17 protein-coding genes are annotated in these 23,530 nt (G+C 71.0%); 9 read left to right on the plus strand and 8 right to left on the minus strand.

All coding sequences use genetic code 11. From position 1 onward, the window contains the following. Nucleotides 1-48: 48 nt before the first annotated feature. From G412_RS0115110 to G412_RS0115135, 6 genes are all read left to right on the plus strand, one after another. Entirely contained in the window at nt 49-867 is an 819-nt protein-coding gene (locus G412_RS0115110) for an IclR family transcriptional regulator (protein ID WP_078606988.1), read from the plus strand. Nucleotides 868-1,017: 150 nt separating this feature from the next. Next, on the plus strand, nt 1,018-2,103 hold the full coding sequence (locus tag G412_RS0115115; RefSeq protein ID WP_028812823.1) for an S-(hydroxymethyl)mycothiol dehydrogenase: 1,086 nt from the start codon (nt 1,018-1,020) through the stop codon (nt 2,101-2,103). Beyond that, nucleotides 2,103-4,565 carry a GcvT family protein gene (locus G412_RS0115120; RefSeq protein ID WP_028812824.1) on the plus strand — a complete coding sequence of 821 codons (2,463 nt, stop codon included), beginning with the start codon at nt 2,103-2,105 and terminating at the stop codon, nt 4,563-4,565. Before G412_RS0115115 ends, G412_RS0115120 begins: the two co-directional genes overlap by 1 nt. Before the next feature lie 15 nt (nt 4,566-4,580). Further along, nucleotides 4,581-5,747 (plus strand): aromatic ring-hydroxylating oxygenase subunit alpha, encoded by a 1,167-nt coding sequence (locus tag G412_RS0115125; protein WP_051338370.1) that lies wholly within the window; start codon nt 4,581-4,583, stop codon nt 5,745-5,747. 155 nt (nt 5,748-5,902) lie between these two features. Further along, nucleotides 5,903-7,396, plus strand: a complete 1,494-nt coding sequence (locus G412_RS0115130) for an APC family permease (protein ID WP_037648896.1) — start codon at nt 5,903-5,905, stop codon at nt 7,394-7,396. 108 nt (nt 7,397-7,504) lie between these two features. After that, nucleotides 7,505-8,446, plus strand: a complete 942-nt coding sequence (locus G412_RS0115135; RefSeq protein WP_028812827.1) for a hypothetical protein — start codon at nt 7,505-7,507, stop codon at nt 8,444-8,446. A 254-nt stretch (nt 8,447-8,700) separates the two neighbouring features. On the opposite strand, the gene G412_RS34560 is transcribed toward G412_RS0115135, so the two are convergent. Beyond that, entirely contained in the window at nt 8,701-9,381 is a 681-nt protein-coding gene (locus G412_RS34560; protein WP_051338371.1) for a cysteine hydrolase family protein, read from the minus strand. Between the two features lie 80 nt (nt 9,382-9,461). Between G412_RS34560 and G412_RS34565 the strand changes: the two genes are divergently transcribed. Beyond that, a complete protein-coding gene (locus G412_RS34565) occupies nt 9,462-10,139 on the plus strand; it encodes a helix-turn-helix transcriptional regulator (RefSeq protein ID WP_078606991.1) in 678 nt (225 codons plus the stop codon). A 159-nt stretch (nt 10,140-10,298) separates the two neighbouring features. Beyond that, the gene (locus tag G412_RS0115150; protein ID WP_028812828.1) at nt 10,299-10,742 is read left to right on the plus strand and encodes a MarR family winged helix-turn-helix transcriptional regulator; all 444 of its coding nucleotides are present in this window, start codon (nt 10,299-10,301) and stop codon (nt 10,740-10,742) included. Nucleotides 10,743-10,818: 76 nt separating this feature from the next. On the opposite strand, the gene G412_RS34570 is transcribed toward G412_RS0115150, so the two are convergent. Then, nucleotides 10,819-11,538, minus strand: coding sequence for a 4'-phosphopantetheinyl transferase family protein (locus G412_RS34570; protein WP_051338398.1), 720 nt, complete (start codon nt 11,536-11,538; stop codon nt 10,819-10,821). A 23-nt stretch (nt 11,539-11,561) separates the two neighbouring features. Beyond that, the gene (locus tag G412_RS0115160) at nt 11,562-12,407 is read right to left on the minus strand and encodes a metallophosphoesterase family protein (RefSeq protein ID WP_028812829.1); all 846 of its coding nucleotides are present in this window, start codon (nt 12,405-12,407) and stop codon (nt 11,562-11,564) included. 593 nt (nt 12,408-13,000) lie between these two features. On the opposite strand from G412_RS0115160, the gene G412_RS40500 reads away from it, so the two are divergent. Further along, nucleotides 13,001-13,477, plus strand: coding sequence for a hypothetical protein (locus G412_RS40500; protein WP_208857880.1), 477 nt, complete (start codon nt 13,001-13,003; stop codon nt 13,475-13,477). A gap of 145 nt (nt 13,478-13,622) precedes the next feature. On the opposite strand, the gene G412_RS0115170 is transcribed toward G412_RS40500, so the two are convergent. From G412_RS0115170 to G412_RS0115190, 5 genes are all read right to left on the minus strand, one after another. Continuing rightward, nucleotides 13,623-17,459, minus strand: coding sequence for an SDR family NAD(P)-dependent oxidoreductase (locus tag G412_RS0115170; protein WP_208857881.1), 3,837 nt, complete (start codon nt 17,457-17,459; stop codon nt 13,623-13,625). Further along, on the minus strand, nt 17,456-18,301 hold the full coding sequence (locus tag G412_RS34580; protein WP_051338373.1) for a thioesterase II family protein: 846 nt from the start codon (nt 18,299-18,301) through the stop codon (nt 17,456-17,458). Before G412_RS34580 ends, G412_RS0115170 begins: the two co-directional genes overlap by 4 nt. Continuing rightward, on the minus strand, nt 18,298-21,606 hold the full coding sequence (locus tag G412_RS0115180) for a non-ribosomal peptide synthetase (protein WP_078606993.1): 3,309 nt from the start codon (nt 21,604-21,606) through the stop codon (nt 18,298-18,300). The genes G412_RS34580 and G412_RS0115180 overlap by 4 nt, the downstream gene beginning before the upstream one ends. Nucleotides 21,607-21,728: 122 nt before the next feature. Then, the gene (locus G412_RS0115185) at nt 21,729-22,481 is read right to left on the minus strand and encodes a thioesterase II family protein (RefSeq protein ID WP_028812832.1); all 753 of its coding nucleotides are present in this window, start codon (nt 22,479-22,481) and stop codon (nt 21,729-21,731) included. Then, complete coding sequence (locus G412_RS0115190; protein ID WP_244283008.1) at nt 22,481-23,530, minus strand: methyltransferase; 1,050 nt, start codon at nt 23,528-23,530, stop codon at nt 22,481-22,483. The genes G412_RS0115185 and G412_RS0115190 overlap by 1 nt, the downstream gene beginning before the upstream one ends.

Consider the following 23,530-nt stretch of genomic DNA (forward strand, 5'->3'; position numbering starts at 1 on the left):
CCATGGAAGTCGGCCGTCAATCGGCCGTCAGGTGGTGAGAGCGGACACATGGCGAGCAAGGGCGGCGAAGTCACTGTGGAGGAGCCGGACGAGGCGAAGCGGGTCAAGGCGGGCGCGAGTTCCGTTCAGTCGGTGGACCGCGCGGTGAGTGTGCTGGAGATCCTGGCGAGGCTGGGTGAGGCGGGGGTCACGGAGATCGCCGACGAGCTGGACGTACACAAGTCGACCGCGTTCCGGCTGCTCGGTGTGCTGGAGAACCGCGGCCTGGTGGGGCAGTCGAAGGACCGGGGGAAGTACTACCTGGGCGCCGGGGTGCTCAGACTCGCGGGGGCCGCCGCGGGGCGGCTGGACATCTCGCAGGAGAGCGCGCCCGTCGTGCGCGAACTCGCCGACGAGGCGGGGGAGACGGTCAACATCGCGGTCCTCGACGACGACGCGGCGGTCAACGTCATGCAGGCGCGCGGCGCGGCGTCCGTCACCGCGCAGAACTGGCTGGGACGGCGTACGCCGCTGCATGCCACGTCCAGCGGGAAGGTGCTGCTCGCGGGGATGCCGACGGCGATGCGGGAGGCCTTCCTGGCGCGCCGGCTGCCGAGATTCACTGAGCACACCGTGACCTCTGCGGCCGAACTGCGTGCCCAGCTCGCGGAGATCTCCTGCGACGGGTACGCCGTCGTGGCCGAGGAGATGGAGGTCGGGCTGAGCGCGGTCGCGGCGCCGGTGCGGGCGCACGACGGGCAGGTGATCGGCGCGGTGAGCGTGTCGGGGCCGGTGTACCGGATGGACGAGGTGCGGCTGGTGGAGCTGGCGAAGCTGGCGGTCGACGCGGCGGGGGAGCTGTCGTACCGCATGGGCTACCGCGCCTGATCCACCGTCAACTCGGCGCTGGGCCGGACTTACGGACGCGGCAGCCGTCCAGTCCGGCTTCGCCCCCTTGACGGCCTCCTGATCGCGTTCCCAGTATGTCTCTCATCGCGCAACCAGTCGTGCATTGCGCAACAAGAGAGGGGTCGGATCGTGCCTCATGAGGTCCGTGCGGTCGTCGCCGTCAAGAGGGGCGCACCCGTAGAGATACAGACGATCACCGTCCCCGACCCCGGACCGGGAGAGGTCCTGGTCGGCGTCCAGGCCTGCGGGGTCTGCCACACCGATCTGCACTACCGACAGGGCGCGATCAACGACGACTTCCCGTTCCTGCTGGGCCACGAGGCCGCCGGCATCGTCGAAGCCGTCGGGGAAGGCGTCACCGACCTGACTCCCGGCGACTACGTTGTCATCGCCTGGCGCGCCCCCTGTGGCGACTGCCGGTCCTGCCGCCGAGGCCGCCCCTGGTACTGCTTCGACAGCCGCAACGCCACCCGGCCCATGACCCTCCTCGACGGCACCCCGCTCACCCCCGCCCTCGGCATCGGCGCCTTCGCGGAGAAGACCCTCGTCGCCGCCGGTCAGGCCGTGAAGGTGAGCCCCGCCGCCCGCCCCGAGGCCGCCGGTCTCATCGGCTGCGGCGTCATGGCCGGTTACGGAGCGGCCGTCAACACCGGGGGCGTCGGGCGCGGCGACACCGTCGCCGTCATCGGCTGCGGCGGCGTCGGCAACGCCGCCATCGCCGGAGCCGCCCTCGCCGGAGCCCGCCGCGTCATCGCCGTCGACATCGACGACGCCAAGCTCGACGGCGCCACCCGCTTCGGCGCCACCCACACCGTCAATTCCCGTGGTACGGACGCGGTCGAGGCAGTACGTGAACTCACCGGCGGCTTCGGTGTCGACGTCGCGATCGACGCGGTGGGCCGCCCCGAGACGTACCGCCAGGCCTTCTACATGCGCGACCACGCCGGGGTGCTCGTCCAGGTCGGCGTACCGGAGCCCGACATGCGGCTCGACATCCCGCTGATCGACGTGTTCTCGCGCGGTGGCGCCCTCAAGTCGTCCTGGTACGGCGACTGTCTGCCCAGCCGGGACTTCCCGATCCTCATCGACCAGTACCTCAGCCGCAAGCTCGACCTCGGCGCGTTCGTCAGCGAGACGATCGGCCTGGACGACGTCGAGGAGGCCTTCGCCAGGATGCGGCGCGGCGAGGTGCTCCGCTCGGTGGTGGTGCTCTGATGGCGGCGGTACGAGGCCGGGGCGCCGGCCCGCGTGTGGTCGTCGTGGGCGCGGGCATCGTGGGCTGCTCGCTGGCCGACGAACTCACCGCCCGTGGCTGGACCGACGTAACCGTCCTCGAACAGGGGCCGCTGCCCGCCCCCGGCGGCTCCACCTCGCACGCGCCCGGCCTCGTCTTCCGTACCAACGCGTCCAAGTGCCTGACCGACCTGGCCACTTACACGGTGGAGAAGTTCAGCGGCCTGCGGGCGCCGGACGGGCGGGCCTGCTTCGACCCCGTCGGCGGCCTCGAAGTCGCCACCACCCCCGCCCGCCTCGCCGACCTCCACCGCAGGGCCGGACTCGCCGCCTCCTGGGGCGTTGCCGGGGAAGTCGTCGGCCCCGGCGAGTGCCTCAAGCTGTGGCCCTTCCTCGACCCGGACCTGGTGCTCGGCGGCTTCCACACTCCGGGCGACGGCCTCGCCCGCGCTCTGCCGGCCTCCCGCGCGCAGCGGGAGCGGGCCGTCGCACGCGGCGCCCGCATCCTCGACCGTACGACCGTCACCGGCATCGAGCAGCGCGGCGGCCGCGTCACCGGCGTCGTCACCGACCAGGGCACCTTCCCCGCCGACCATGTGGTGTCGGCCGCCGGTTTCTGGGGGCCGGTGATCGGACGCATGGCGGGCGTCGACATCCCCCTTCTGCCACTCGCCCACCAGTACGCCCGTACGACCCCCCTCGACGAACTCGCGGGCGCGGACCGGGAAGCCACCCGGCCCATCCTGCGCCACCAGGACCGCGACCTGTACTTCCGTGAGCACACCGACCGCGTCGGCATCGGCTCGTACGCCCACCGCCCGCTGCCCGTCGACCCGTTCACCGTCCCGCGCTACGACGACGCCCCCGTCATGCCCTCCTCGTACCCCTTCACCGAGGACGACTTCGCACCGAGCTGGGAAGACGCCAGGGCCCTGCTGCCCGCCCTCGCCGCCACCCGCGTCGAGAGCGGCTTCAACGGCGTCTTCTCCTTCACCCCCGACGGCATGCCCGTCCTCGGCGAGACCCGCGAACTGCGCGGCTTCTGGCTCGCCGAAGCCGTCTGGGTCACCCACTCCGCCGGGGTCGCCAAGGCGCTCGCGGAGTGGATGACCGAGGGCCGCCCCTCCATCGACCTGCACGAATGCGACCTGACGCGCTTCGAGACCGCGCAGCGCTCACCGGCGTACACCGAGGAGCGGGCGGCGCGGCAGTTCGTCGAGGTGTACGACATCATCCACCCGCTCCAGCCGCCGCAGGAGCCCCGCCCGCTGCGCGTCAGCCCCTTCTACGCCCGCCAGCTCCAGCTCGGCGCCCACTTCCTGGAGGGCGGCGGCTGGGAACGCCCGCACTGGTACGAAGCCAACGCCCCGCTCGCCGAGACCCTCACCGGGCTCCCGGCCCGCGACGACTGGTCCGCCACGCACTGGTCACCGATCGCCGCCGCCGAGGCGAAGGCGACCCGCGAGAAGGTCGCCCTGTACGACATGACGCCGCTGCGGCGGCTCGAAGTCACCGGGCCCGGCGCCCTCGACTTCCTCCAGCGGACCACCACCAACAACCTGGCCAAGAAACCGGGTTCGGTCACCTACACGCTGCTCCTCGACGAGGCGGCGGGCATTCTCTCCGACCTCACCGTCGCCCGCCTCGCCGAACACCACTTCCAGCTCGGCGCGAACTCGCCCGCCGACCTCGACCTGCTGCTGCGCGGCGCCCCCGACGACGTACAGATCCGCGACATCACGGCCGGCACCTGCTGCGTCGGGGTCTGGGGCCCGCTCGCCCGCGACCTCGTCCAGCCACTGACCCGCGACGACCTCTCCCACCAGGGCCTCGGCTACTTCAAGGCGCGGCGGACCCACATCGGCCACGTCCCGGTCACGGCCATGCGTCTCAGTTACGTCGGGGAGCTCGGCTGGGAGCTCTACACCACCGCCGACCTCGGGCTCAGGCTGTGGGACACGCTCTGGGAGGCCGGTCAGCGGCACGGCGTCGTCGCGGCCGGGCGCTCCGCCTTCAACAGCCTCCGTCTGGAGAAGGGCTACCGGGCCTGGGGCCATGACATGACCGCCGAACACACCCCGTACGAAGCGGGTCTCGGCTTCGCCGTCCGTATGAACAAGGGCGACTTCACCGGGCGTGCGGCCCTGCTGGCCCTGGAAGCGCGCGGGGAGCCGGCGCGCAGACTCACCGCGCTCACGCTCGACGACCCCGCCGCCGTGGTCCTGGGCAAGGAGCCGGTGACCATCGACGGCACCGGGCGCCCGGCGGGCTACGTCACCAGCGCCGGCTACGGCTACACCCTCGGCCGCTGCGTCGCCTACGCCTGGCTGCCGCCGCTCGCTCCCGGCACCCCCGTCCACATCACCTACTTCGGCGAGAAGACGGCCGCGACCGTCGCCGAAGAGCCCCTCTTCGACCCGCAGATGACCCACATTCTCAAGTGAGCGAGGTCTCGCGAGATGCCACCCACCCATGACGCGATCGTGGCCGGCCTCGGCGGCACGGGCAGCCTGATCTCCACCCTGCCCGGCCACTTCTACACCGACCCCCAGATCTTCCGCAGCGAGCAGGAGCGCATCTTCGAGTCGCTCTGGTACTGCGCCGTCCGCAGCGCCGATCTGGACCGCCCCGGAGCCTTCCGTACGGTCCAGGCGGGCCGGGAGAACGTACTCGTCACCCGCACCCGCACCGGCGAACTGCGAGCCTTCCTCAACGTCTGCCGTCATCGCGGCGCGCGGCTGTGCACCGAGAGCGCGGGGGAGGTACGGCGCAACCTTCAGTGCCCGTACCACGCCTGGACGTACGCCCTCGACGGCACACTCGTCGCGGCCCCCAACCTCCGGAAGATGCCCGACATCGACCGCACGGAATACAGCCTCGTGAAGGTCGCGCTGCGGGAATGGCTCGGCTACGCCTGGATCTGCCTCGCCGACGAGCCGCCGTCCTTCGAGGACACCGTCATCGGCGCCGTCGTGGAGCGGCTCGGCGACACCGTGACGATCGAGCGGTACGAGACCGAGGGCCTGACCCTGGGGCGGCGCATCAGCTACGACGTCGCGGCCAACTGGAAGCTGATCGTCGAGAACTTCATGGAGTGCTACCACTGCGCGACGATCCACCCCGAACTGACCGACGTACTACCGGAGCTCGCGGACGGCCTGGCGGCGCAGTACTACGTCGGGCACGGCGCCGAGTTCAGTGAGGAGGCGCAGGGTTTCACCGTCGACGGCAGCGCGGGCTTCGGCCGGCTGCCGGGCATCACCGACGCGCAGGACCGCCGCTATTTCGCGGTCACCATCAGGCCCCAGGTCTTCGTGAACCTGGTGCCCGACCATGTGATCGTCCACCGGATGTTCCCGCTGGCCGAGGACCGCACGGTGGTGGAGTGCGACTGGCTGTACGCCCCCGGAGTCGTCGCGTCGGGAGCGGACCTCGACAAGTCCGTGGAGCTGTTCCACCGCGTGAACGTCCAGGACTTCGATGCCTGCGAACGGACCCAGCCGGCCATGGCCTCGCGGGCGTACCGCAAGGGCGGCGTACTCGTCCCGGCGGAGCACCACATCGGGGCGTTTCACAACTGGGTGACCGAAATGCTGGGGGAGGGGCCTGCGCAACGAAATCCGTAGGTCTAGTCCAGTGTGGCAGAGGCTCTCCTCTGTACGACCTTCTCGAATGGTAGGAATCCGCACTCAACCCCTTGTGTCGAACCGGTGACCATGTGCAAGATCTGTCTCCTGCCCGAGGCAGGCATTTCACGTACGTCACCGGAAAGGCGCAACCGTTGAGCAAGAGGCCCGGCTCCGAAGGGGGCGGCCTGCGGGCGGGCGCCCTGGGCACCTTCGACTCCGTCGTCATGGCGGTCGCCGGCTGCGGCCCCGCCCACACGATCGCCGCGACGCTCCCCGCGCTCGTGCTCGCCGTCGGCGTCGCCGGCCCGGCTGTGCTCCTGTACTGCGCGATCCCGATGATCGGCATCGCGCTCGCCTTCCGGCACCTCGGGCGCCTCGAAGTCAACGCCGGAGCCACCTACACCTGGGTGGCCCGCGCGCTCCACCCCTTCCTCGGCTTCCTGAGCGGCTGGGCCCTGGTCGTGGCGACGACCGTCTTCCTCGTCTCCGCCACCCTGCCCGCGGGCACGGCCACCCTCGCACTCATCGACCCCGAACTGGCCGGACGCACCGCACTGGCCACGGCCGTGGGCATCGGCTGGTTCCTGCTCATGGCGACCGTCGTCGCCCTCGGCGCCCGGATCAGCCCGCACGCCAGGACCGTCCTCACCGGTACGCAGCTCGGGCTGCTCCTCCTCTTCGCCGCCCTCGCCCTGACCAAGGACCGCAACGCCGCCGACTTCTCGCTCTCCTGGTTCGGCTTCAGCCACTTCGACGCGTCGCACACCTTCGTGGCGGGCGCCCTCATCGCGGGGGTCAGCTACTGGGGCTGGGACGTGACCAGCAACCTCAGCGAGGAGACCCGCAACAGCCGCCGCACCTTCGGCCTGGGCGGCATCGTCGGCGTACTGGTGGCGCTGGTCGTCTTCGTGGTCTTCACCATCGCCACCAACGTCCTCATCGGCGCCGACGCGGTGCGGGACAACCCCGCCGGATTCCTCTCCGTACTCGGCGAGGCCATCTGGCCGGGATGGGGCGGGCGGCTGCTCGTGCTGGCCGTGACGCTGTCGATGATCGCCACGCTGGAGACCACGCTCCTCCAGGCCACCCGCACGCTCTTCGCCATGGGCCGCGACCGTACCGTTCCCGCCGTCTTCTCCCGCACCCACCGGGAGTGGCAGACGCCCTGGGTGGCCACGGCGGCCGTGGCGCTCGTCGCGCTGCTGCTCATCCTGGTCTCGGCGACGGTGGGCTCCGGCGCGCAGTTCGTCCGGGACGCGGTGAGCGGAATCGGTCTGCACATCGCGTTCTATTACGCCCTCGCCGGGCTCTCTGCCGTCGTCGCCTACCGCAGGGTGCTGCTCAAGTCCCTGGGCAATCTGGTCTTCATCGGGCTGTGGCCGCTCGGCGGAGCGCTCTTCATGCTGTGGATCTTCGCCAGGTCCGTCCCGGAGCTGAGCGGCAGTGCCCTCGCCATCGGTCTCGGGGCGCTGGCTCTGGGGCTGGTGCCGATGGTCCTGTCCTGGTTCCAGGGCAGCTCGTACTACCGGCCGAGGCCGCTGGACCCGGAGCAGGCGGAGGCGGCGGACGAGTTCTACGGAGGGCGGGGGGCGGAGCCGGCGCCTGCGGCTGCCGGGCGCCGGGACGAGATCCTCACCGACTTCTGACGCATCCGGTCCGTACCGGCCAGTACGTGTGCGAGTGCCTGTACACGTCCTGTACCGGTCCCCTTTACCCGTGCCGTACCCGCGCCCGACCAGAGAGGGAACCCGCCCATGGCCGCCTGGCTGCGCCGCCGTTCCGGAGCACCGCTCTACGACCAGGCGTTCGGTGACCGAGCCCTCGCGGAGGGCTGCCAGGACATGGTCATGGGCCGCTGGGAGGGCGCCCGCGACCTGCTCGCCGAGCGTTCCCGCGACGACTGGGACCGGCGCGCGCACCGGCTGCGCCTGCTCGCCGACGCGGCGGCGAACCGGCGCACCGTGGACGTCTGGCAGGCGTCCGACCCCACGAACCCGGACGCGGCGGTGCTGCGCGCGGAGACCGAGGTGATGCGGATGTTCGCCGGCGCGCGCACCGGGACGATGCCGGGGAAGGACAGCCTGGACCGGGCGGCCCGCATGTGCCTCCAGGCGTCCGACCTCGCCCCCGAGGACCCGCACCCGTACGTCTCGCTGGTGGCGCTCGGCAGGCTGTACGAAGGCGGTGACCCGAACATGGGCCACTGGTGGAAGGAGCTCAGGGACCGCGACCTGTACCACCGGGAAGGCCACCACCAGGCACTGCGTTACCTTTCCGCCCGCTGGCACGGCTCGCACGGCGAGGCGAACAACTTCGCCTGGGAGGCCGCGTCGTACGCCCCGGCCGGCTCGCCGCTCGCGATCATGCCGCAGGTGGCGCGGGCCGAGCAGTACCGCTTCCAGACGGAGGCCGAGGGCAGGACGGCGATCGGCCTCACCTTCCACTGGAACGGGGACCGGGCGCGCTGGGACCTGCGTACGGCCCTGGAGAAGTGGATCAAGCATCGGACGGTCCCGCAGGCGCAGGACGTCGCCGACCTCAATTACCTGGCCCACGGGCTGGTCCACGCCGGAATGGAAGGGGAGGCCACTGCCGTCTTCCGCCTCCTGGACAACCGGGCCACCCGGATCCCGTGGTCGTACAGCGGCGACGCGGAGCGGCTCTTCGTGCGCTGGCGGGACAAGCTGCTGACCTGAGTGTCCGGTCTGTCCTATTTCGCGGGGTGGGCATAAATTAGAGACATGGGCAGCAATGAGCGTGAGACCGAAACGCGGGCCCGACACGTCTGTCCGGTCTGCAAGCACCCTGTCACGTCCGAAATCAAACGGCACAAGTCCCTAGGGGTCTTCGTCCCCATCTGGCGCCCGGGTCCCTGCCGGAACCCCGACTGCTCGGCGTACGCACCGGAGGCGGGCGGGGAGCCGAGGAAGCGCGAGCAGCACTCCTGACGTCACGAGCCGTCGGCCGGGCCCGAGCTGCGGGGCCGGCCGATCAGCCGGTCCGTGATCTCCTCGGCGGTCAGTACACGTGCGAACCCCTTTCGCAGTACGGCGAGTTCCGGTTCCTGCCGGGACTCGTCGTCGGTCGCGGTGACGTCTGCGCCGAACACGACTTTGTAACCGCGCTCGTACGCCTGCCGGGCTGTGGTGCCGCAGCAGTAATTGGTGAGCGTCCCCGTGACGACGACTGTGTCGCGGCCGAGGTTGCGGCAGATCGTGTCGAGCGGAGTGTCGTAGAACGCGCCGTAGGAAGGCTTGCGGATCACCACCTCGTCGGGGCGGCGGCCCATCTCCTCCCACACCTCGGCGGGGCCCGGCCTGCGCCAGTCGGTGTCGGCGTGCGGCAGGTAACGCAGGGCGTGCGGCCGGTCCAGGCCGAGATGCGTGTCGTCGAAGACGGTCCAGATGACCGGCACCGAGGCGATCCGGCACGCTTCGACCAGCCCGCGCAGCCGGGGCGCCATCCGGGTGGCCGCCGGTACCCAGTACGGGCTCCAGCCCGGCCGGACGAATTCGTCCTGCATGTCGATGACCAGCAGCGCCGAGCGCTCGGGCCGTACGCCGAACGACGCCCGGCCGTGTACATAGGCGTCACGCGCCCGTGCGGTGACCCATTCCTCGGAGTACGCCATACCGGCCCCCTTGGCTCGTCTCCCACCTCGCGTGTTACCTCGACACGAGGTACCTCGATTCGATGTGCGACACTAGCAGCATGCTGGAGCTCGCGATTCTGGGATTCCTGGCCGAGGGCCCGCTGCACGGGTACCAACTGCGCCGCCGGATCGCCCACCTGACCGGCCACACGCGGCCGGTCAGTGACGGCAGCCTCTATCCGGCGATCAACCGCCTGGTCAAGGCGGGGCTGCTGGACCGGCGGATCGAACCGGGTGCCGCGGCCGCCCAGCGGCACACCCTCACCCTGACCGCCGCCGGCGGCGCCGAGCTGCTGCGGCGACTCCGGGAACCGGACGATCTGGAAGTCAGCGACAGCACCCGGTACTTCACGATCCTGGCGTTCCTCTCCCACCTCCCGGACGCCGCGGACCGGCAGGCGGTCCTGCGCCGGCGCCTCGAATTCCTGGAGCGGCCGGCGAGCTTCTTCTACGACTCCGACTCCTCCGACTCCGACTCCGGCGAAGACCGCCCGCTGCGCGCCGATGACACGGACGATCCGTACCGTCGCGGCATGCTCCTCATCGCCCGTGCCACCAGTCGCGCGGAGCGGTCGTGGCTGCGGGAAGTGACAGGGGCGGCCGGAGCCGGGACGCAGGAGGAAGGCGGTGAGGCGGCCTGCCTGCTGGACCGCGTCTGCCCCGACTGCGGCCGTCTCGCGGCGGAGCGCGACGCCCGGTACTGCGGCCGGTGCGGCACTCCTCTGCCGTCGCTCTGACACCCTACTTACCTGCGCTGTGCGGGCAGGGCACGCGGTGAAGGACGACGGCTTCGTCCGACAGGCCCGCCCACCCGTGGTCGGCGCCGTGCCCCTCTCGCCCGACCGGGGTCACCGCCGACCTGTCGCTATGCTCGAACCCCCGTCCCCCGAGGAGCCATGACCACCCCCGCACGGAACCTGCCTCAGTTGCTCAGCGAGGCCAAGCGCTGGTTCGACGACGCGTTGCTGGCCAGCATGCGGGCGGCGGGTGAGCAGCCGGTGACCGTCGCCCAGGCCGCGGTCTTCGCCACCCTCGACGACGAGGGCACCACGGTCTCCGAACTCGCCCGCCGGATCGGCGTCACCCGGCAGACCGCCCACCAGGCCGTGCACGGCCTCATCGGGATGGGGCTGCTGGAGCAGGTCCCCGACCCGGCCTCCGCCCGCAGCCGCCTGATCCGCGCCACCGCCGAAGGCGTCCGTGTTCACCGGCGCGCCCAGGCCACCCTCGCCGTCATCGAGGACGTCCTCGCCGAACGCATCGGTATCGCCGCCGTAAGTGCGCTGCGCGAGGTACTGACCACGCCCTTGGGCGAGCCCCCCTTGGTGCAGGCGCCCTGACAAGCACCTGAGGGCCGCGCCTACTCGGGCGGGGCGACCATGGCTTCGGACTGATTCGCGTGCCGAACGCTCCAGGTCACTCCCGGCCGTCTCCAGACGCACCCTCAACTCCGCGCGCCGGAACGGCAACCGCTGTGGCCAGGTGGCCTTTCCCCGGTCCGGTCGAGGTTCGCCACAGTCCGGTGAACCGGTCGATGCGCTCGCCGGCCACCACGGGCCCGGGCACGCGCAGGGTTCCGGTAAAGGTACCGAGGTGGGGGTCTGGAGTGATCACACACTCCGGGAAGTCGAGCCATCTTCGGGTGAGGGGATACCACGCCTTGAAGACACTCTCCTTCGCGCTGAACATCAAACGGTCCCAGGCGACTTCGGGATGGAGCACGGAGAGCCGGGAAACCGTGTCCTGCTCTTCCGGCAGCATCACCGTGTCCGCGACGTTCGCGGGGAGCGGCGCGTTCGGCTCGGCGTCCACGCCGACCGAGGCGACCGCTCCCCGGCGCGCCACCGCCGCCGCCCGGTAACCCTCGCAATGCGTCATGCTGCCCACGACGCCGTCGGGCCAGCGCGGGGCCCGGCCGGCCCAGGGCGGGCCGTCCGAAGCGGGCACGATCGGGCCAGGTTCGATTCCCAGCCGCACGAGTGCCCTGCGCGCGCAGAGTCTCACGGTGGCGAACTCTCTCTGTCGCTTGGCGTCGGAGGCGGCCACCAGCTCGGCTTCTTCCGGGAACAGCTCGACATAGGGGTCGGCGAACAGTTCCTCCAGGGCGATCTCCGGCGGAAGCACCCCTTTGAGCAGCCGGCCCGTAACAGAGGTGACAGTCACGCGGAACTCTCCATCAGGGAAGCGGGAACAATGCGCGCCAGCCCCTGCGGAGGCGCGGGACGACGGCGCCACTCCCGCGGGTAACCGAGTGAGACCTCACGATGCGGCACCCCGTCGCACTCAATGGTGCGGGGGATGTGGAGATGCCCGTATATGACGCTCACCGCGCGGTAACGCACATGCCAGTCCGCAGTCTCCTCCGTCCCGCACCACTGCGCGAACTCCGGATAGCGCAGTATTCGGGTGGGCTCGCGGACCAGCGGGAAGTGGTTGACAAGGATGGTGGGCAGCGCGGGATCGATCGCGTCCAGTCTCCCGCGCGTGTACTCCAGCCGGGCCCTGCACCAGGCGTCACGGCTGGGGTACGGGTTAGAATGCAACAGGTACTCGTCGGAACAGACCACACCCGCCTGGTAGGCGGCATTCAGCGCCTCCTCCTTGGTGCGAGTACCCGGAGGCCGGAACGTGTAGTCGTACAGGACGAACAGCGGGGCCACCGCCACCGGCCCTGCCGGGCCTTCCCAGAGCGGGTACGGGTCCTCGGGGGTCAGCACCCCCATGCCGCGCATCACGTCGACCAGGTACAAGTAGCGTGCCTCGCCGCGGAGTTGGACCGGGTCACCCGGCGGAGTCCACAGTTCGTGGTTTCCGGGCGCCCAGACCACGGTGCCGAAGCGATCGCGCAGAATCTTCATCGTATCGATGATGTCTGCAGTCATTTCACCGACGTCCCCGGCGACCAGGAGCCAGTCACCGTCCGACTCCGGTTGCAGCTCCTCGGCTATCCTGCGATTTTCCGGGTACTGAACATGCAGGTCACTGACGGCGAAAAGGTTGGTCATGCCATTACCGCCGGTACGTAGGGTCCCGTTGTTCGTTCCTGGCGCATGTCGCCTACTCTCTAGCAGAGGCTTCACTGACAGACCACACTTGTAGTGTACGAGCAAGTGTCGTGTAACCCGTCTGCCCGGTCGGCTGATTCGGCGCACTCGACGGTCTGGCCGGCGATGCGGCGGCTGAAGATGTCGTGATGATGACGCAGCGATCCTGTCGTGCCCTCTCACGCCCAACCCCCGCCGAAGCCGGACGTCTCACCCTGAGGTGACAGAGAGGGGGCGCCCACGACACCGTCAAGGAAAGCGCTTTAGGCCAAGTCGAGAAGCTTGATCATCTCGTCTCCAACCCGGACAACCGGGCCATCACGGCACGGACACGTCCGAGTGACTCATCTCGCCGGACGGGAACACGTCAGCCCTGCCGTGTGTGTGGGGAGCGGATACTAGCGGATCAGTGGACTCTTTGTGAGTCATTCGTCGACTGGTCGTAGCTTTTTTCCATAGAAGGTGGCTATAGTTGACACGCTCGTGCGTGACTCTATGAAGGACCCTCGTGTCGCACGAGTGACGATCGGAGGGATCATGATTGCAGGTGTGGCGTGAAATGGACCATCACAGTCGAAGCGTCAGGTGCGGGCGCCGAAGAGGAACCGGCAACGATCACCGCAGTGATGATGAGCGTTCCCGGTGGGGCACCGCGCATAGTTGAGCTGATCGTCCGGGCCTCGGAAGAAGGTGGGGTTTCCCCACGAGCCGCACTCGACATCGACTTCGAGATGCTGGCTCAGGCGATGAGCGGGGTTGCCGGCCCGTCTTCCCGCTCCAAGGACGAACCGGAGAGCCACAAGCGTGCGGCAGTGTCTGCCCCTCCGGTCGCAGAGAAGGCAGAACGCCCCTACCGCAAGATGCCCGACGCGGATGAGGTGAAGGCAGTCTTCCTCAAGCTCAGGAGTGTGGGGAAGGTGGCGCAGCACTACGACGTTCCCCGCTACACCGCGCAGGCATGGGTGGACAGGCTGCGTCGTCTGGGTCACCTGGAGGAACCGAAGTCGAGCCCCCGAAGGCGGCGCGGCTAGGAACCCGAGTAAGGCGTCGGCGCGCAGACGGCAGGAACAAGTGCCCATCGGCAGAATTCAGGTGCTGCTGATGGAGTACGGGGGATCTTCGTGCTGGATGTACCTCCCTGGGGCAGTACCACTGCCCCGGGAGGTACACCCTTGCTCAGCCGGCGATCCCGGCCGCCAGAGAACGGACCGTCGGTGACTCGTAGAGCGAGCCCACAGTGACCCGGTCGCCCAGTTGGTTGCTCAGCGCCTCTGCGAGCTGCACCGCCCTGATCGAGTCGCACCCCAGGCTGAAGAACGATTCGTCCCGGCCCACTTGGGAGACCCCGAGCACCTCGGCCGCGGCCTTCGCCACCAGCACCTCCAGCTGCCCGTCAGGTGCCACATAGCCGGCACCGCCCGCGCCGAGAGCTGCCAGCACGGCCGCCGGGTCGGGGGAGCCACTGCCGTCCCGCTCGATCCGCGAGGTCACCACCACCCGGGCGAAAATCCCCTGACCGGCCAGTTGGGCGGACACAGCGGCCCGCACGCGCTGAGGGTCCTCGCCCGGTTCCGGCACCACTGCCACGGCGATGGTGCCGCCGCGCAGTTGGTCCGCCGCCAGGAGCATCTTGATCTGCTCGTTCGCCGGGTCCGCACCGATCAGCAGATGCACCGGCCCGGCCCGCAGGGCACCCAGCAGCGCCAGCGTGCCACGGGCCGGATCGATCAGCGTCAACCCGCGATGCCGGGCCGCCGCGACCAGCGGACTGCCCTGGTTCATCCCAGGACCGTCCCACATGCTCCAGGCCAGACTCTGCGCCCGCCGGCCCGTTGCGGCCCAGCGCTGGGCCCAGCCGTCCAACACCGCGTTGGCCGCCGCATAGGCACCGAATCCGGTGCCGCCGAACAACCCGTTCACGGACGAGAACAGCACCACCACGGTGTCCGGCCGAGTGGCCAGCAGCCTGTCCACGGCCACACAGCCACCGGCCTTCGGGCGCAGCATCCGGTCCAGCCACTGCACGGACTCCGACCGCAGCTCGTGCTCCGACAAGGACTCCCACTGCGCCGCGACCGCGGCCCCCGCCAGGTGCAACACCAGGTCGAGCCCACGGCCCCAGGACGACTCCGCCTCCACCACCTCACGGGCCAGCGCGTCGGGATCCGCGACATCGGCGGCTCGGTAACGGACCTCACCGACCGCGGACAGAATCTCCAGAGCGTCCCGCGCCTCGGTGTCCAGCTGCGCCTCCGGCGTCCGCCCGACGATCAGCAGCCGAGCCCCGTGCGCCACCACCAGGTGCTCTGCCGCGGTCCGTCCCAGGCCGCCGAGACCGCCGGTGAGCAGACAGGTCCCGCCACGGGGCAGCACATCGGTGGGTACGTCGAAGACCTCCGGCAACGGCACGGTGCGCAGCCGCTGTTGCAGCGGTTTGCCGTCGCGCACGGCGACCACGTCACTGTCGTGCTGACGGCCCGCCAGCGCGGCCAGTGCGGCCGCGTCGGCGTCCGCCGGGGCGTCGATCATCGCGGTACGGGCGAGCAGCCGCTCCGAGCGCGCGGTACGCACCAGCGCGGTCAGCCCCGCCCGCCCCGGCACCACCAGGTCACCGGGTGCCGCCTGCGCGGCGCCCCGCGTGAATACGGTGAGCTCGGCATCGGGACGTACCCGCGACAAAGCCGAAGCCACGGCGAGGAACTGCGCCGGCACACCGGTGTCTCCATCGGCGGGCGCCGCCGCGGGGTCCCCGGCGGCCACGAACAAAACCTGCGGCACGAGGCCGCGGTCCTCCCCGGCCCGGTCGTCCGTGAGCTGCCCGCCGACTCCTTCGAAGGCCTGCTCCAGGGCTCGGACGAGCTCCACGGGGTCCGCGCCGACCGGGACCTGAACATCGGCCAGCCCGTCCAGCCAGTCGGGGGCGGTACCGCTGACCATGGCCACCAGGGGACCGGCCGGCCGCTGCCGCAGCGGCGTCCCGGCCGGTTCCCAGGCGACCGCCAGTGCTGGGATACCGGCCTCGTCGCCCGACGGGCCGTCCGGGACGGCGCCGTCCGCCTCACCGCCGTAACACCGATCGTCGAACCGCCCGTCGCGCCAGCCTTCGAGCAGTCGCTCGCGCTGCACCTTCCCGCCGTTCTGCCGGGGGAACTCCTGGCCCGTCACCGGCACCAGATCGGCCGGGCGCAGGGCCAGGTCGCGGGCAAGGGCGGAACGGATGGCGTCCACCAGGGCGGGCACGTCGTCGGTGTCGGGCACGAAGAAGACCACCAAGGCGTCGGTGCCGGTGTCCTCGTCGGGCACCCCGGCCACCGCGGAGCAGGCGGGCAGCACGCCCGGGACCTGCTCCACCACCGCTTCGATCTCGTGTGCGGGGAAGTTGGCCCCGTTGACGATCACCATGTTCTTCTGCCGGCCGGTGAGGAACAGCCTGCCGTCGCGCAGGAACCCCAGGTCACCGGTGTCGAACCAGCCGTCGCCGGTGAAACTCTCCAGGTTGGCCCGCTCGTTGTGGGCGTAACCGTTCAGCAGGGTGCGGCCGGACACGTGCAGCCGGCCGACCCGGCCCTCGGGGAGCACCTCGCCCTTCGGGTCCACGATCCGCAGCGCCACGCCGGGCACCGGGGCGCCGACCTCCGTCACCACCACCGCGCCCGGCGTGCCCACGGGCAGCTCGCGCAGTCCGCCGTCCAGCGAGGCGGGTTCCAGGGAGATGGTGCCGGCCGCCGGGTCGTCACGGTGCATGCGGGTGTACGTCACCCCGGACGAGGTCTCCGACATTCCCCAGCAGGGCACCATGGCGTCGGCGGGCAGAGCGTGCGGGGCGAGCAGTTCCACGAAGCGGCGGGCGGTACGGGCGACCACGGCCTCACCGGCGTTGCAGATGTTGGTCAGGCGGCTCAGGTCCCACGATCCGGCGGCGATCTCCTCCGCGCGCTGACACACCAGCGAGAACGCGAAATTCGGCGCCCAAGTACTGGTGGCCCGGAACCGGTCCAGACAGTCCAGCCACAGCAGCGGTCTGCGGATCACCGACTCCGTCCGCACATTGACGTGCTCACAGGTCAGGAACACGTCCCGGACGTTGAACATGATCATGCCGCCGACGTGGTCCAGCGGCATCCAGTTCAGCGAGACGTCGTGCTCTGTGAAGCCGTTCGCGGCGATCGCCGCGTAGCTCCTGGCGACGATGGTGCGATGGCGGTGCTGCACGCACTTGGGCGTGCCGGTGCTGCCCGAGGTCAGCAGGTTGACGATCAGCGCGTCCGGGTCGGGGACCGTCCAGTCGGCCGGTTCCGGGTCGAGCAGCGTGTCGGCGGCCAGCACCCGCAGGGCCTCGCCGCCGGGCAGCCGGCCGGCCAGTGAACGTACCCCTTCGAGCAGTCCGGGATCGGCGATCACCGGCGGGCGGCCGAGCAGCCCCCAGGCCGCGACGAGCTTGCGCACCGCGGCGTTGTCCGTGGCGTACTCCGGCGCGGGGGCCACCGGGGTGGGCAGGAATCCGCCCAGTACGCAGGCCCACCAGGCGGTGACGAAGGTCCGGCTGTCGGCGCACTGCAACAGCACGGTGTCACCCGGAGCCAGGCCGTGGCGTCGCAGTCCGCCCAGCATGCGGCGGGCCTCTTCGTACAGCTCGGCGTACGTCTGCCGGTCGGTGCTGCCGTCCGGCAGCAGATAGGTGGTGCCGCGGCCGGGGGCCACCCGCGCGGCCCGGGCCAGCGCCTGCGGCAGCGTCGCCACCGCGTCCGGCGGCAGGACCGGCTCGGGGCCGTGGACCAGCGCCGGCCGGTCGGCGGGGACGTCGGTGCCGGCGGGTACGCCGCCGGTGCCGGGCCCGGATGCCGCCCGGTTCGCGCCGGGAGCGCGCAGCCGGCGGTCGTACACGGCGGCGGCCTCCCGGACGCCCGGGGCACCGGCGGCGATCCCGGCGATGGCTTCCAGGGAGAACGGTGTGGCTGCCGTGGCGGGGGCAGCGGTGTCGGCGGTGGCGGAGGTGCCGGCGGTGATACTCACGCGAGTGTCCTTCCATCCGGGGCAGTCAGCGATCCGGCAGGGGCGGCCGGCGCTCCGGTGGGCAACTGCCCACTGATCTCGCGGGCCGCCTCCGGAGTCAGTCCGACGACGAAGTAGTGACCGCCCTCGACGCTCACGCCGGTGCGGCCCACATCGGTCTGCTCGGCCCAGCCGGCCAGAGCGGTCTCGTCCACCGAACCGGTCAGGCCGCGAACCGTGGTGATCGGCACCGGCAGCGGGGGACGCGGCCGGTGCCGGTAGTTCTCCCAGAGCTCGAAATCGGCGCGCAGCACCGGCAGCAGGAACTCCAGCAACTGCGCGTTGCGGGCCACCGCCTCCGGCAGTCCGCCGCGCTCGTTCACGGCGGCCAGCAGGTCCTCGTCCGACAGCCGGTGCAGCGGCTCCGCGGGCGGCGGTGCCTGCGGGGCGGGCTGCTCACCGACGATCAGCCGCTGCGGCCAGGTCCCGAACCGGCGGCCCATCTCGTGCGCGATCTCGTACGCCAGCAGCCCGCCCGCGCAGTGCCCGTACAGCACGTACGGCATGGCCGTGTACGGGCGCAGGGCGATCGCGCAGGCGGTGACCAGCGCGTCGATGCGGGCCGGCGGCTCCTCACGGGACCGGTCCTCGCGGCCGGGCAACTGCACCGCCAGCGTCTCCACCCAGGAGGGCATCAGCGCCGCCATCCGCTGGTACACGGACGCGCCGCCACCGGCGAACGGCAGACAGATCAGCCGCACCCGGACGTCCTTCCCGGGCACCCGGCGCACCCAGAGCGAGTCCGCGGCGAAGCTCACCGGTTTGATGTCCGCGGGCGCCTTCGTGGGGGTGCCCGCGCTCATCGCGCCCCCTCCTCGTCCAGTTCGGCGGCCAGCTCGGCGATCTCGTCGTCGCTGCGCCCCTCCACCAGTTCCAGTGCCTCCGCCAGCGCGTCCCGCTGCGCCCCCTGACCCGTGGTCGCCGCATCGACGAGCGCGGACAGACCGGCCACGGTGGGGGTGGCGAAGAAGTCGGCGATCGGCAGTGCCACCCCGAACACCGCGTTCACGCGGGAGGACAACTGGATGGCCTGCAGACTGGTGCCGCCCGCCGCGAAGAAGTTCACGTGGTTGCCGACACGGGCGCCCAGCAGCGGGGCGAACACCTCCTTGCGCATGGTGCGCTCCGTGGGCGTGCTGTTCTCCTCGTCGACGTCCGAGAGTTCGTCCACCGCGGCGAACTCCACGGCAGGCAGCCGCCGCCGGTCGATCTTGCCGCTCGGGGTGAGCGGGACCGCCTCCAGCGGCACCAGCACGGAAGGCACCATCGCGGACGGCAGCCGGCCGGCCACCGCGGAGCGGACCGTGTCGAGCTGCAGCTCGCCGGGCCGCTCCGGCACCACGTACGCCATCAGCAGGGCGCCGGTGCGCGGGTCTGCGGCCACCTCCGCCACCGCCCGGGCGACCCCGTCCACGGCCTGCAGCGCGGCCTCCACCTCGCCCAGCTCGATCCGTACGCCACGGACCTTGACCTGCCGGTCGGCTCTGCCGACGAAGCACAGGTCCCCGGCCTCGTCCCAGACGGCCAGGTCACCGGTGAGGTAGCGGCGCGAGCCGGGCGGGCCGTCCGGGTCGGGCCGGAACCGGTCGGCGGTCAGGTCGGGCCGCCCCAGGTAACCGCGTGCCACCCCCAGTCCGGCGATGGCGAGTTCACCGACCGCGCCGGGCGGGAGCACACCCGAACCGGCACCGTCCACCACGTAGGCGCGGTGGTTGGCCATCGCCCGGCCGATCGGCGGCGAGGAGGTCCACTCGCCCTCGCACCGCTTGGCCACCACGGTCACCGTGGTCTCCGTCGGGCCGTAGCCGTTCCAGAAGCCCCGGCCACGGGCCCACCGGGTGGTCAGCTCACCGGTGAACGCCTCGCCTCCCACGAACGCCACCCGCAGATCGGGGTAGCCCTCCGGGTCGAGCAGTTCCATGATCGCCGGGGGCAGGTCGATGACGGTGATCCGCTGCTCGCGCAGCACCGCGTCGAGGGCGTCCACGGAGCGCCGCTGGTCCTCGTCCATGACGTACAGGGCGGCGCCGCTGAGCAGCGTGCCGAAGATCTCGAACACCGAGACGTCGAAGCCGGGCGAGGCGAAGTGCAGGACCCGGTCCTCGGGGGTGAGAGCGAACATCTCCCGTACGGTGCGGGTGAAGTTGGCCGCGTTGCGGTGCTCGACCACCACGCCCTTGGGCCGGCCGGTGGACCCCGAGGTGTAGATGACGTACGCCGCGGAGGCGGGCGGCACGACGACCGGGGCATGCTGCTCATCGGTCGCAGGTTCGTCCTGCGGGCCGGGGCCGAGGACCACGCGCAGCGGCTGCGGCACCCGGTCCGCCGTGCCGGGGGAGACCAGCACGGTCCGGGCCCCGGTGTCCTCCAGGATCATCGCCAGCCGCTCGTCGGGCTGACCGACGTCCACCGGTACGTAGGCGCCACCGGCGCGCAGCACACCGAGTACGGCGGCGAGCAGCGCCGGGCCCCGCTCCATCACCACCGGCACGAGGTCACCGAGGCCGACTCCGGCGGCCACCAGTCGCGCTGCGATCCGCCGGGACCAGGCGTCGAGACCGCCGTAGGTCAAAGTGCCGCCCTGCCAGACCAGCGCGGTGTTGTCCGGGGCGGCCGCGACGACCTCTGCGAACAGTTCGTGCAGCGGGGTTTCGAGCGGCGCGCCGATCGGCGCGTTCCAGTGCTCAAGCACCTGTGCGCGTTCCTGCGCAGTGCCCAGCGGGGCGTCTCCCCACGGCCGTTCCGGCTGCTCGCAGAGCGCGCCCAGGGTCTGCAGGAAGCGGTCCAGGAGGCGGGCGGCCGTGGCTCGCCGGTACAGCGAGGTGGCGAACCGTACCGCCACGGTGGGCTGCTCGCCGTCGCCGACCTCCAGCGCCAGCTCGAACGTCCCGGCACCGGCGTCGACCTGCTCGCAGCCGATCCGCACCCCGTCCGCCTCGACCGGTCCGGTGCTCTCGCCGGTGGTGGTGAAGCCGATCTGGACCAGGGGCAGCCGGCCGGCGTCCGGTTCCACCCCGAGGGCGTCCAGGATCAGCTTGAACGGCAGGGTGGAGTGCTCCTTGCCGTCCCGGCGGGCGTCGCGCACGCGGGCCACCACGGCGGCGAAGCTGTCCGCCTCGTCCAGTTCGACCCGCAGCGGCAGCAGGTTTCCGATGTCGCCGACCAGCCGGCCGGCGTCGTACGGGCCCGTGACGTCGTACGGCAGACCGACGGTGAGGTCCCCGCGGGCGGTGTGCCGGGCGATCAGGACCAGGAAGGCGGCCAGCAGGACATCCTGCCGCTCGGCATCGTCCTTGGCCAAGTCGTCGGCCGCTGCCGCGAGTTCGAGCGGCAGCGGCAGCCGGACCACGTCGCTGCTCAGGTCGATCAGCCGCGGACGGGGGGAGTCGGTGGGCAGCTCCGTGCCCTCCCAGCCGGCCAGGGCGCCGCGCCAGTACTCGGTGGCCTCGCGGGCGCCGTCCTGCTCGCACCAGTCCCGTTGCCAGCTCGCGTAAGCGCCGAAGTCCACCGGCTCCCGCGCCCACTTCGGCGCCTCGCCGCCTATTCGGGCGCGGTAGGCGTGGGCAAGGTCGCTCTGGAGCACCCGCGCGGAGCGCGGGTCCAGGACGATGTAGTGGCTGGTCAGCACCAGCAGGTGCTGCTCGGGGGTGGCCCGCAGCAGCCGGAAGCGGACCATCGGGCCGGAGTTGAGGTCCAGTCCGCGGCGCAGCTCGCCCTGCACCACCTCGTCGGCGCGCGGGCGCAGCCGGCCGTCGGGAACGTCCTCGACCTCCAGCCGTACCTCGGGCACCGACTTCACCTGCTGGGTGCCGCGGGTGTCCTCGTCGGGGAACGTCGAGCGCAGCACGGTGTAGCGCTGCAGCAGATCGGCCAGCGCCGCGCGCAGCGCCTCCGGGTCGAGCCGGCCCTCGATCGGGAAGGCGAAGCCGAGCCCGTAGGCCAGGCTGCTGGGGGCGAACCGGTCAAACAGCCATAGCTGTTCCTGCCGGTACGACAGCGGGGCGGACCGGGCCCCCGCGGAGACATCCTCCAGCCGAGCCAACAGCGCGTCCCGGCGCTCCTCCGGGAGCTGGCGCAGTCGACGAAGCAACTCGCTCTGTTGACTCATGCCACTGTCCTCCAAGTCAGCATGCAAAACACGACAGATGATGTACAGCCTTACCCAGCAGGCAGCATGAGAGTCAACGAAATACTACGAATACTGCGTACCGGTTCCGTCTTGACGCCGGATTACGGCTCCCGTGGACCGGAATCCGCGGTGAGCCGGTCCGCCAGCACCCGGACCAGCTCGGGCGGCGCGTCCAGGAAGCTGTAGTGGGTCCCCGGCAGGACCACCTTCTCGGTGGGCGCCCAGGCCTGCCAGCCGCCCATCAGGTGGTGCGGCACCTCGACGTCGTTGTCCCAGCCCAGCGCGGTGATCGGGCAGGGCACGGTGCCGGCCGGGCGGAAGTACTTCCGGTTGGCTTCCAGGTCGGCCTGCATCACGTCGACGAACAGGTCGACGAGCTCGTCCGCGGAAGCGGCCGCCCCCATCGCGGTCAGCAGCCCGGCGATCTCGTCGCGCAGCCCCTGGTCGTCCAGGCCGAGGAAACGGCCCCAGGGACCGTCCTGCGGTGCCACCTGACTCGACGCGAAATACCGCACCGGTGCCGGCAGGCCGCGCTCCGCGATCCCGAGCACCGTCTCGAACGCCGGCAGGGCCCCTCCGCAGTGTCCGAACAGTGCGTACGGGCGAGCGGTCAGCACTTCCCCGACGTCGTCCAGCAGAGCCCCGGCAAGCTCCTCGTAGGTGCCGAAGTGCGTCTCGCGCATCCGGTTCTCCCGCCACGGCAGTTGCAGCGGGACCACCTCCGCGTCACCGATGGTGGCGGGCCAGGCCCGGAACATTGAGGCACCGCACCCGGAGTAGGGCATGCACAGCAGAAGCATCCGGGCATCGGGCGACGGCTCGCGCAGGAACCAGCGTCGCTGCTGAGGTTCCATCACGCCTTCTCTCCCCTCACCACGCCGTTCGCCCCCGGCGAGTCGAACCGGACCGTGCGCACCCGGTCGCAGCCGGCGTCGCGAAGCCAGCCGGCGTACTCGGCCCCCGTGTAGTTCCGCCCCCAGGTGCCCACCAGCATGTTCATGCTCATCAGCGCTGCGTCCACCGGGCCCGACTTGTCGTCGTCCACCAGCAGTTCACTGATCAGTACGGTGCCGCCGGAGGGCAGCGTGTCCAGGCAGGAGGCAAGGAGCTTGCGGTTCTGGTTCTCGTCCCAGTCGTGCATGATCATCGACAGCAGTACGGCGTCGTGCCCGGTCGGCAGCGGATCGGCGAAGAAGTCGGCCGCCGCCGTGCTGATCCGTCCGCTCATCCCGGCCGCGTCGATGCGCTCCCGGGCGAGTGCGCACACGTGCGGCAGGTCGACGACGGTGCCGCTCAAGTGCGGGTGCTGCCGGCAGAGCTCGATCAAAGTGGCCCCCGCGCCGCCGCCGACGTCCATGATCCGGCGTACACCGGAGAAGTCGACCGCCGCAGCCATCTGGCGGGCGGTCAGGGTGGAGAAGGCGAAGAGCCCGTCCCAGAAGGACTTCGGCCGGTTGCCCTCCTCGAACATGTTCCGGTCCGGGTCGGGCACCGGCTTGGTGGGTGCGTCGGTACGTACGGCCTCGGTCGCGCGCATCCAGCCGGGCGCGGTGTACTGGGCCACCATCTGCACATAGCCGCCGAAGTAGTCGGGCAGGCCGGGCACCAGGTAGTGGTCGGCCACGGCGGTGTTGCGGTAGCGCCCGTCCCGCTGTTCCAGCAGTCCCAGCGCCGTGCACGCGGTCAGCAGGATCTCGGCCGGCCGCTCGCCGAGGCCGAGCCTTCCGGCCAGTTCGGGAGCACTGGACGCGCCGGCGGCCAGGGCCTCGAAGACCCCCGTCTCGATGGCCGCCGTCAGGGTCTGTGCCTTCCACAGACCGGTCGCCAGGTCGATCAACAGGGTCGGCTGCGGGTCGCCGGTACTCGTCTCGGTGCTCGTCTCGGCGCTTGACTCGGTGAACAC

Origin of the sequence: Streptomyces flavidovirens DSM 40150, from assembly GCF_000429085.1 — a bacterium.
Taxonomy (GTDB): Bacteria; Actinomycetota; Actinomycetes; order Streptomycetales; family Streptomycetaceae; genus Streptomyces; species Streptomyces flavidovirens.

What these genes read in the sequence shown, in the direction of transcription:
- G412_RS0115110 (WP_078606988.1), top strand. Translation starts at nt 49, where the DNA reads ATGGCGAGCAAGGGCGGCGAAGTCACTGTGGAGGAGCCGGACGAGGCG.
- G412_RS0115120 (WP_028812824.1), top strand. Translation starts at nt 2,103, where the DNA reads ATGGCGGCGGTACGAGGCCGGGGCGCCGGCCCGCGTGTGGTCGTCGTG.
- G412_RS0115125 (WP_051338370.1), top strand. Translation starts at nt 4,581, where the DNA reads ATGCCACCCACCCATGACGCGATCGTGGCCGGCCTCGGCGGCACGGGC.
- G412_RS0115135 (WP_028812827.1), top strand. Translation starts at nt 7,505, where the DNA reads ATGGCCGCCTGGCTGCGCCGCCGTTCCGGAGCACCGCTCTACGACCAG.
- G412_RS34560 (WP_051338371.1), bottom strand. Translation starts at nt 9,381, where the DNA reads ATGGCGTACTCCGAGGAATGGGTCACCGCACGGGCGCGTGACGCCTAT.
- G412_RS34565 (WP_078606991.1), top strand. Translation starts at nt 9,462, where the DNA reads ATGCTGGAGCTCGCGATTCTGGGATTCCTGGCCGAGGGCCCGCTGCAC.
- G412_RS0115150 (WP_028812828.1), top strand. Translation starts at nt 10,299, where the DNA reads ATGACCACCCCCGCACGGAACCTGCCTCAGTTGCTCAGCGAGGCCAAG.
- G412_RS0115160 (WP_028812829.1), bottom strand. Translation starts at nt 12,407, where the DNA reads ATGACCAACCTTTTCGCCGTCAGTGACCTGCATGTTCAGTACCCGGAA.
- G412_RS34580 (WP_051338373.1), bottom strand. Translation starts at nt 18,301, where the DNA reads ATGAGCGCGGGCACCCCCACGAAGGCGCCCGCGGACATCAAACCGGTG.
- G412_RS0115180 (WP_078606993.1), bottom strand. Translation starts at nt 21,606, where the DNA reads ATGAGTCAACAGAGCGAGTTGCTTCGTCGACTGCGCCAGCTCCCGGAG.
- G412_RS0115185 (WP_028812832.1), bottom strand. Translation starts at nt 22,481, where the DNA reads ATGGAACCTCAGCAGCGACGCTGGTTCCTGCGCGAGCCGTCGCCCGAT.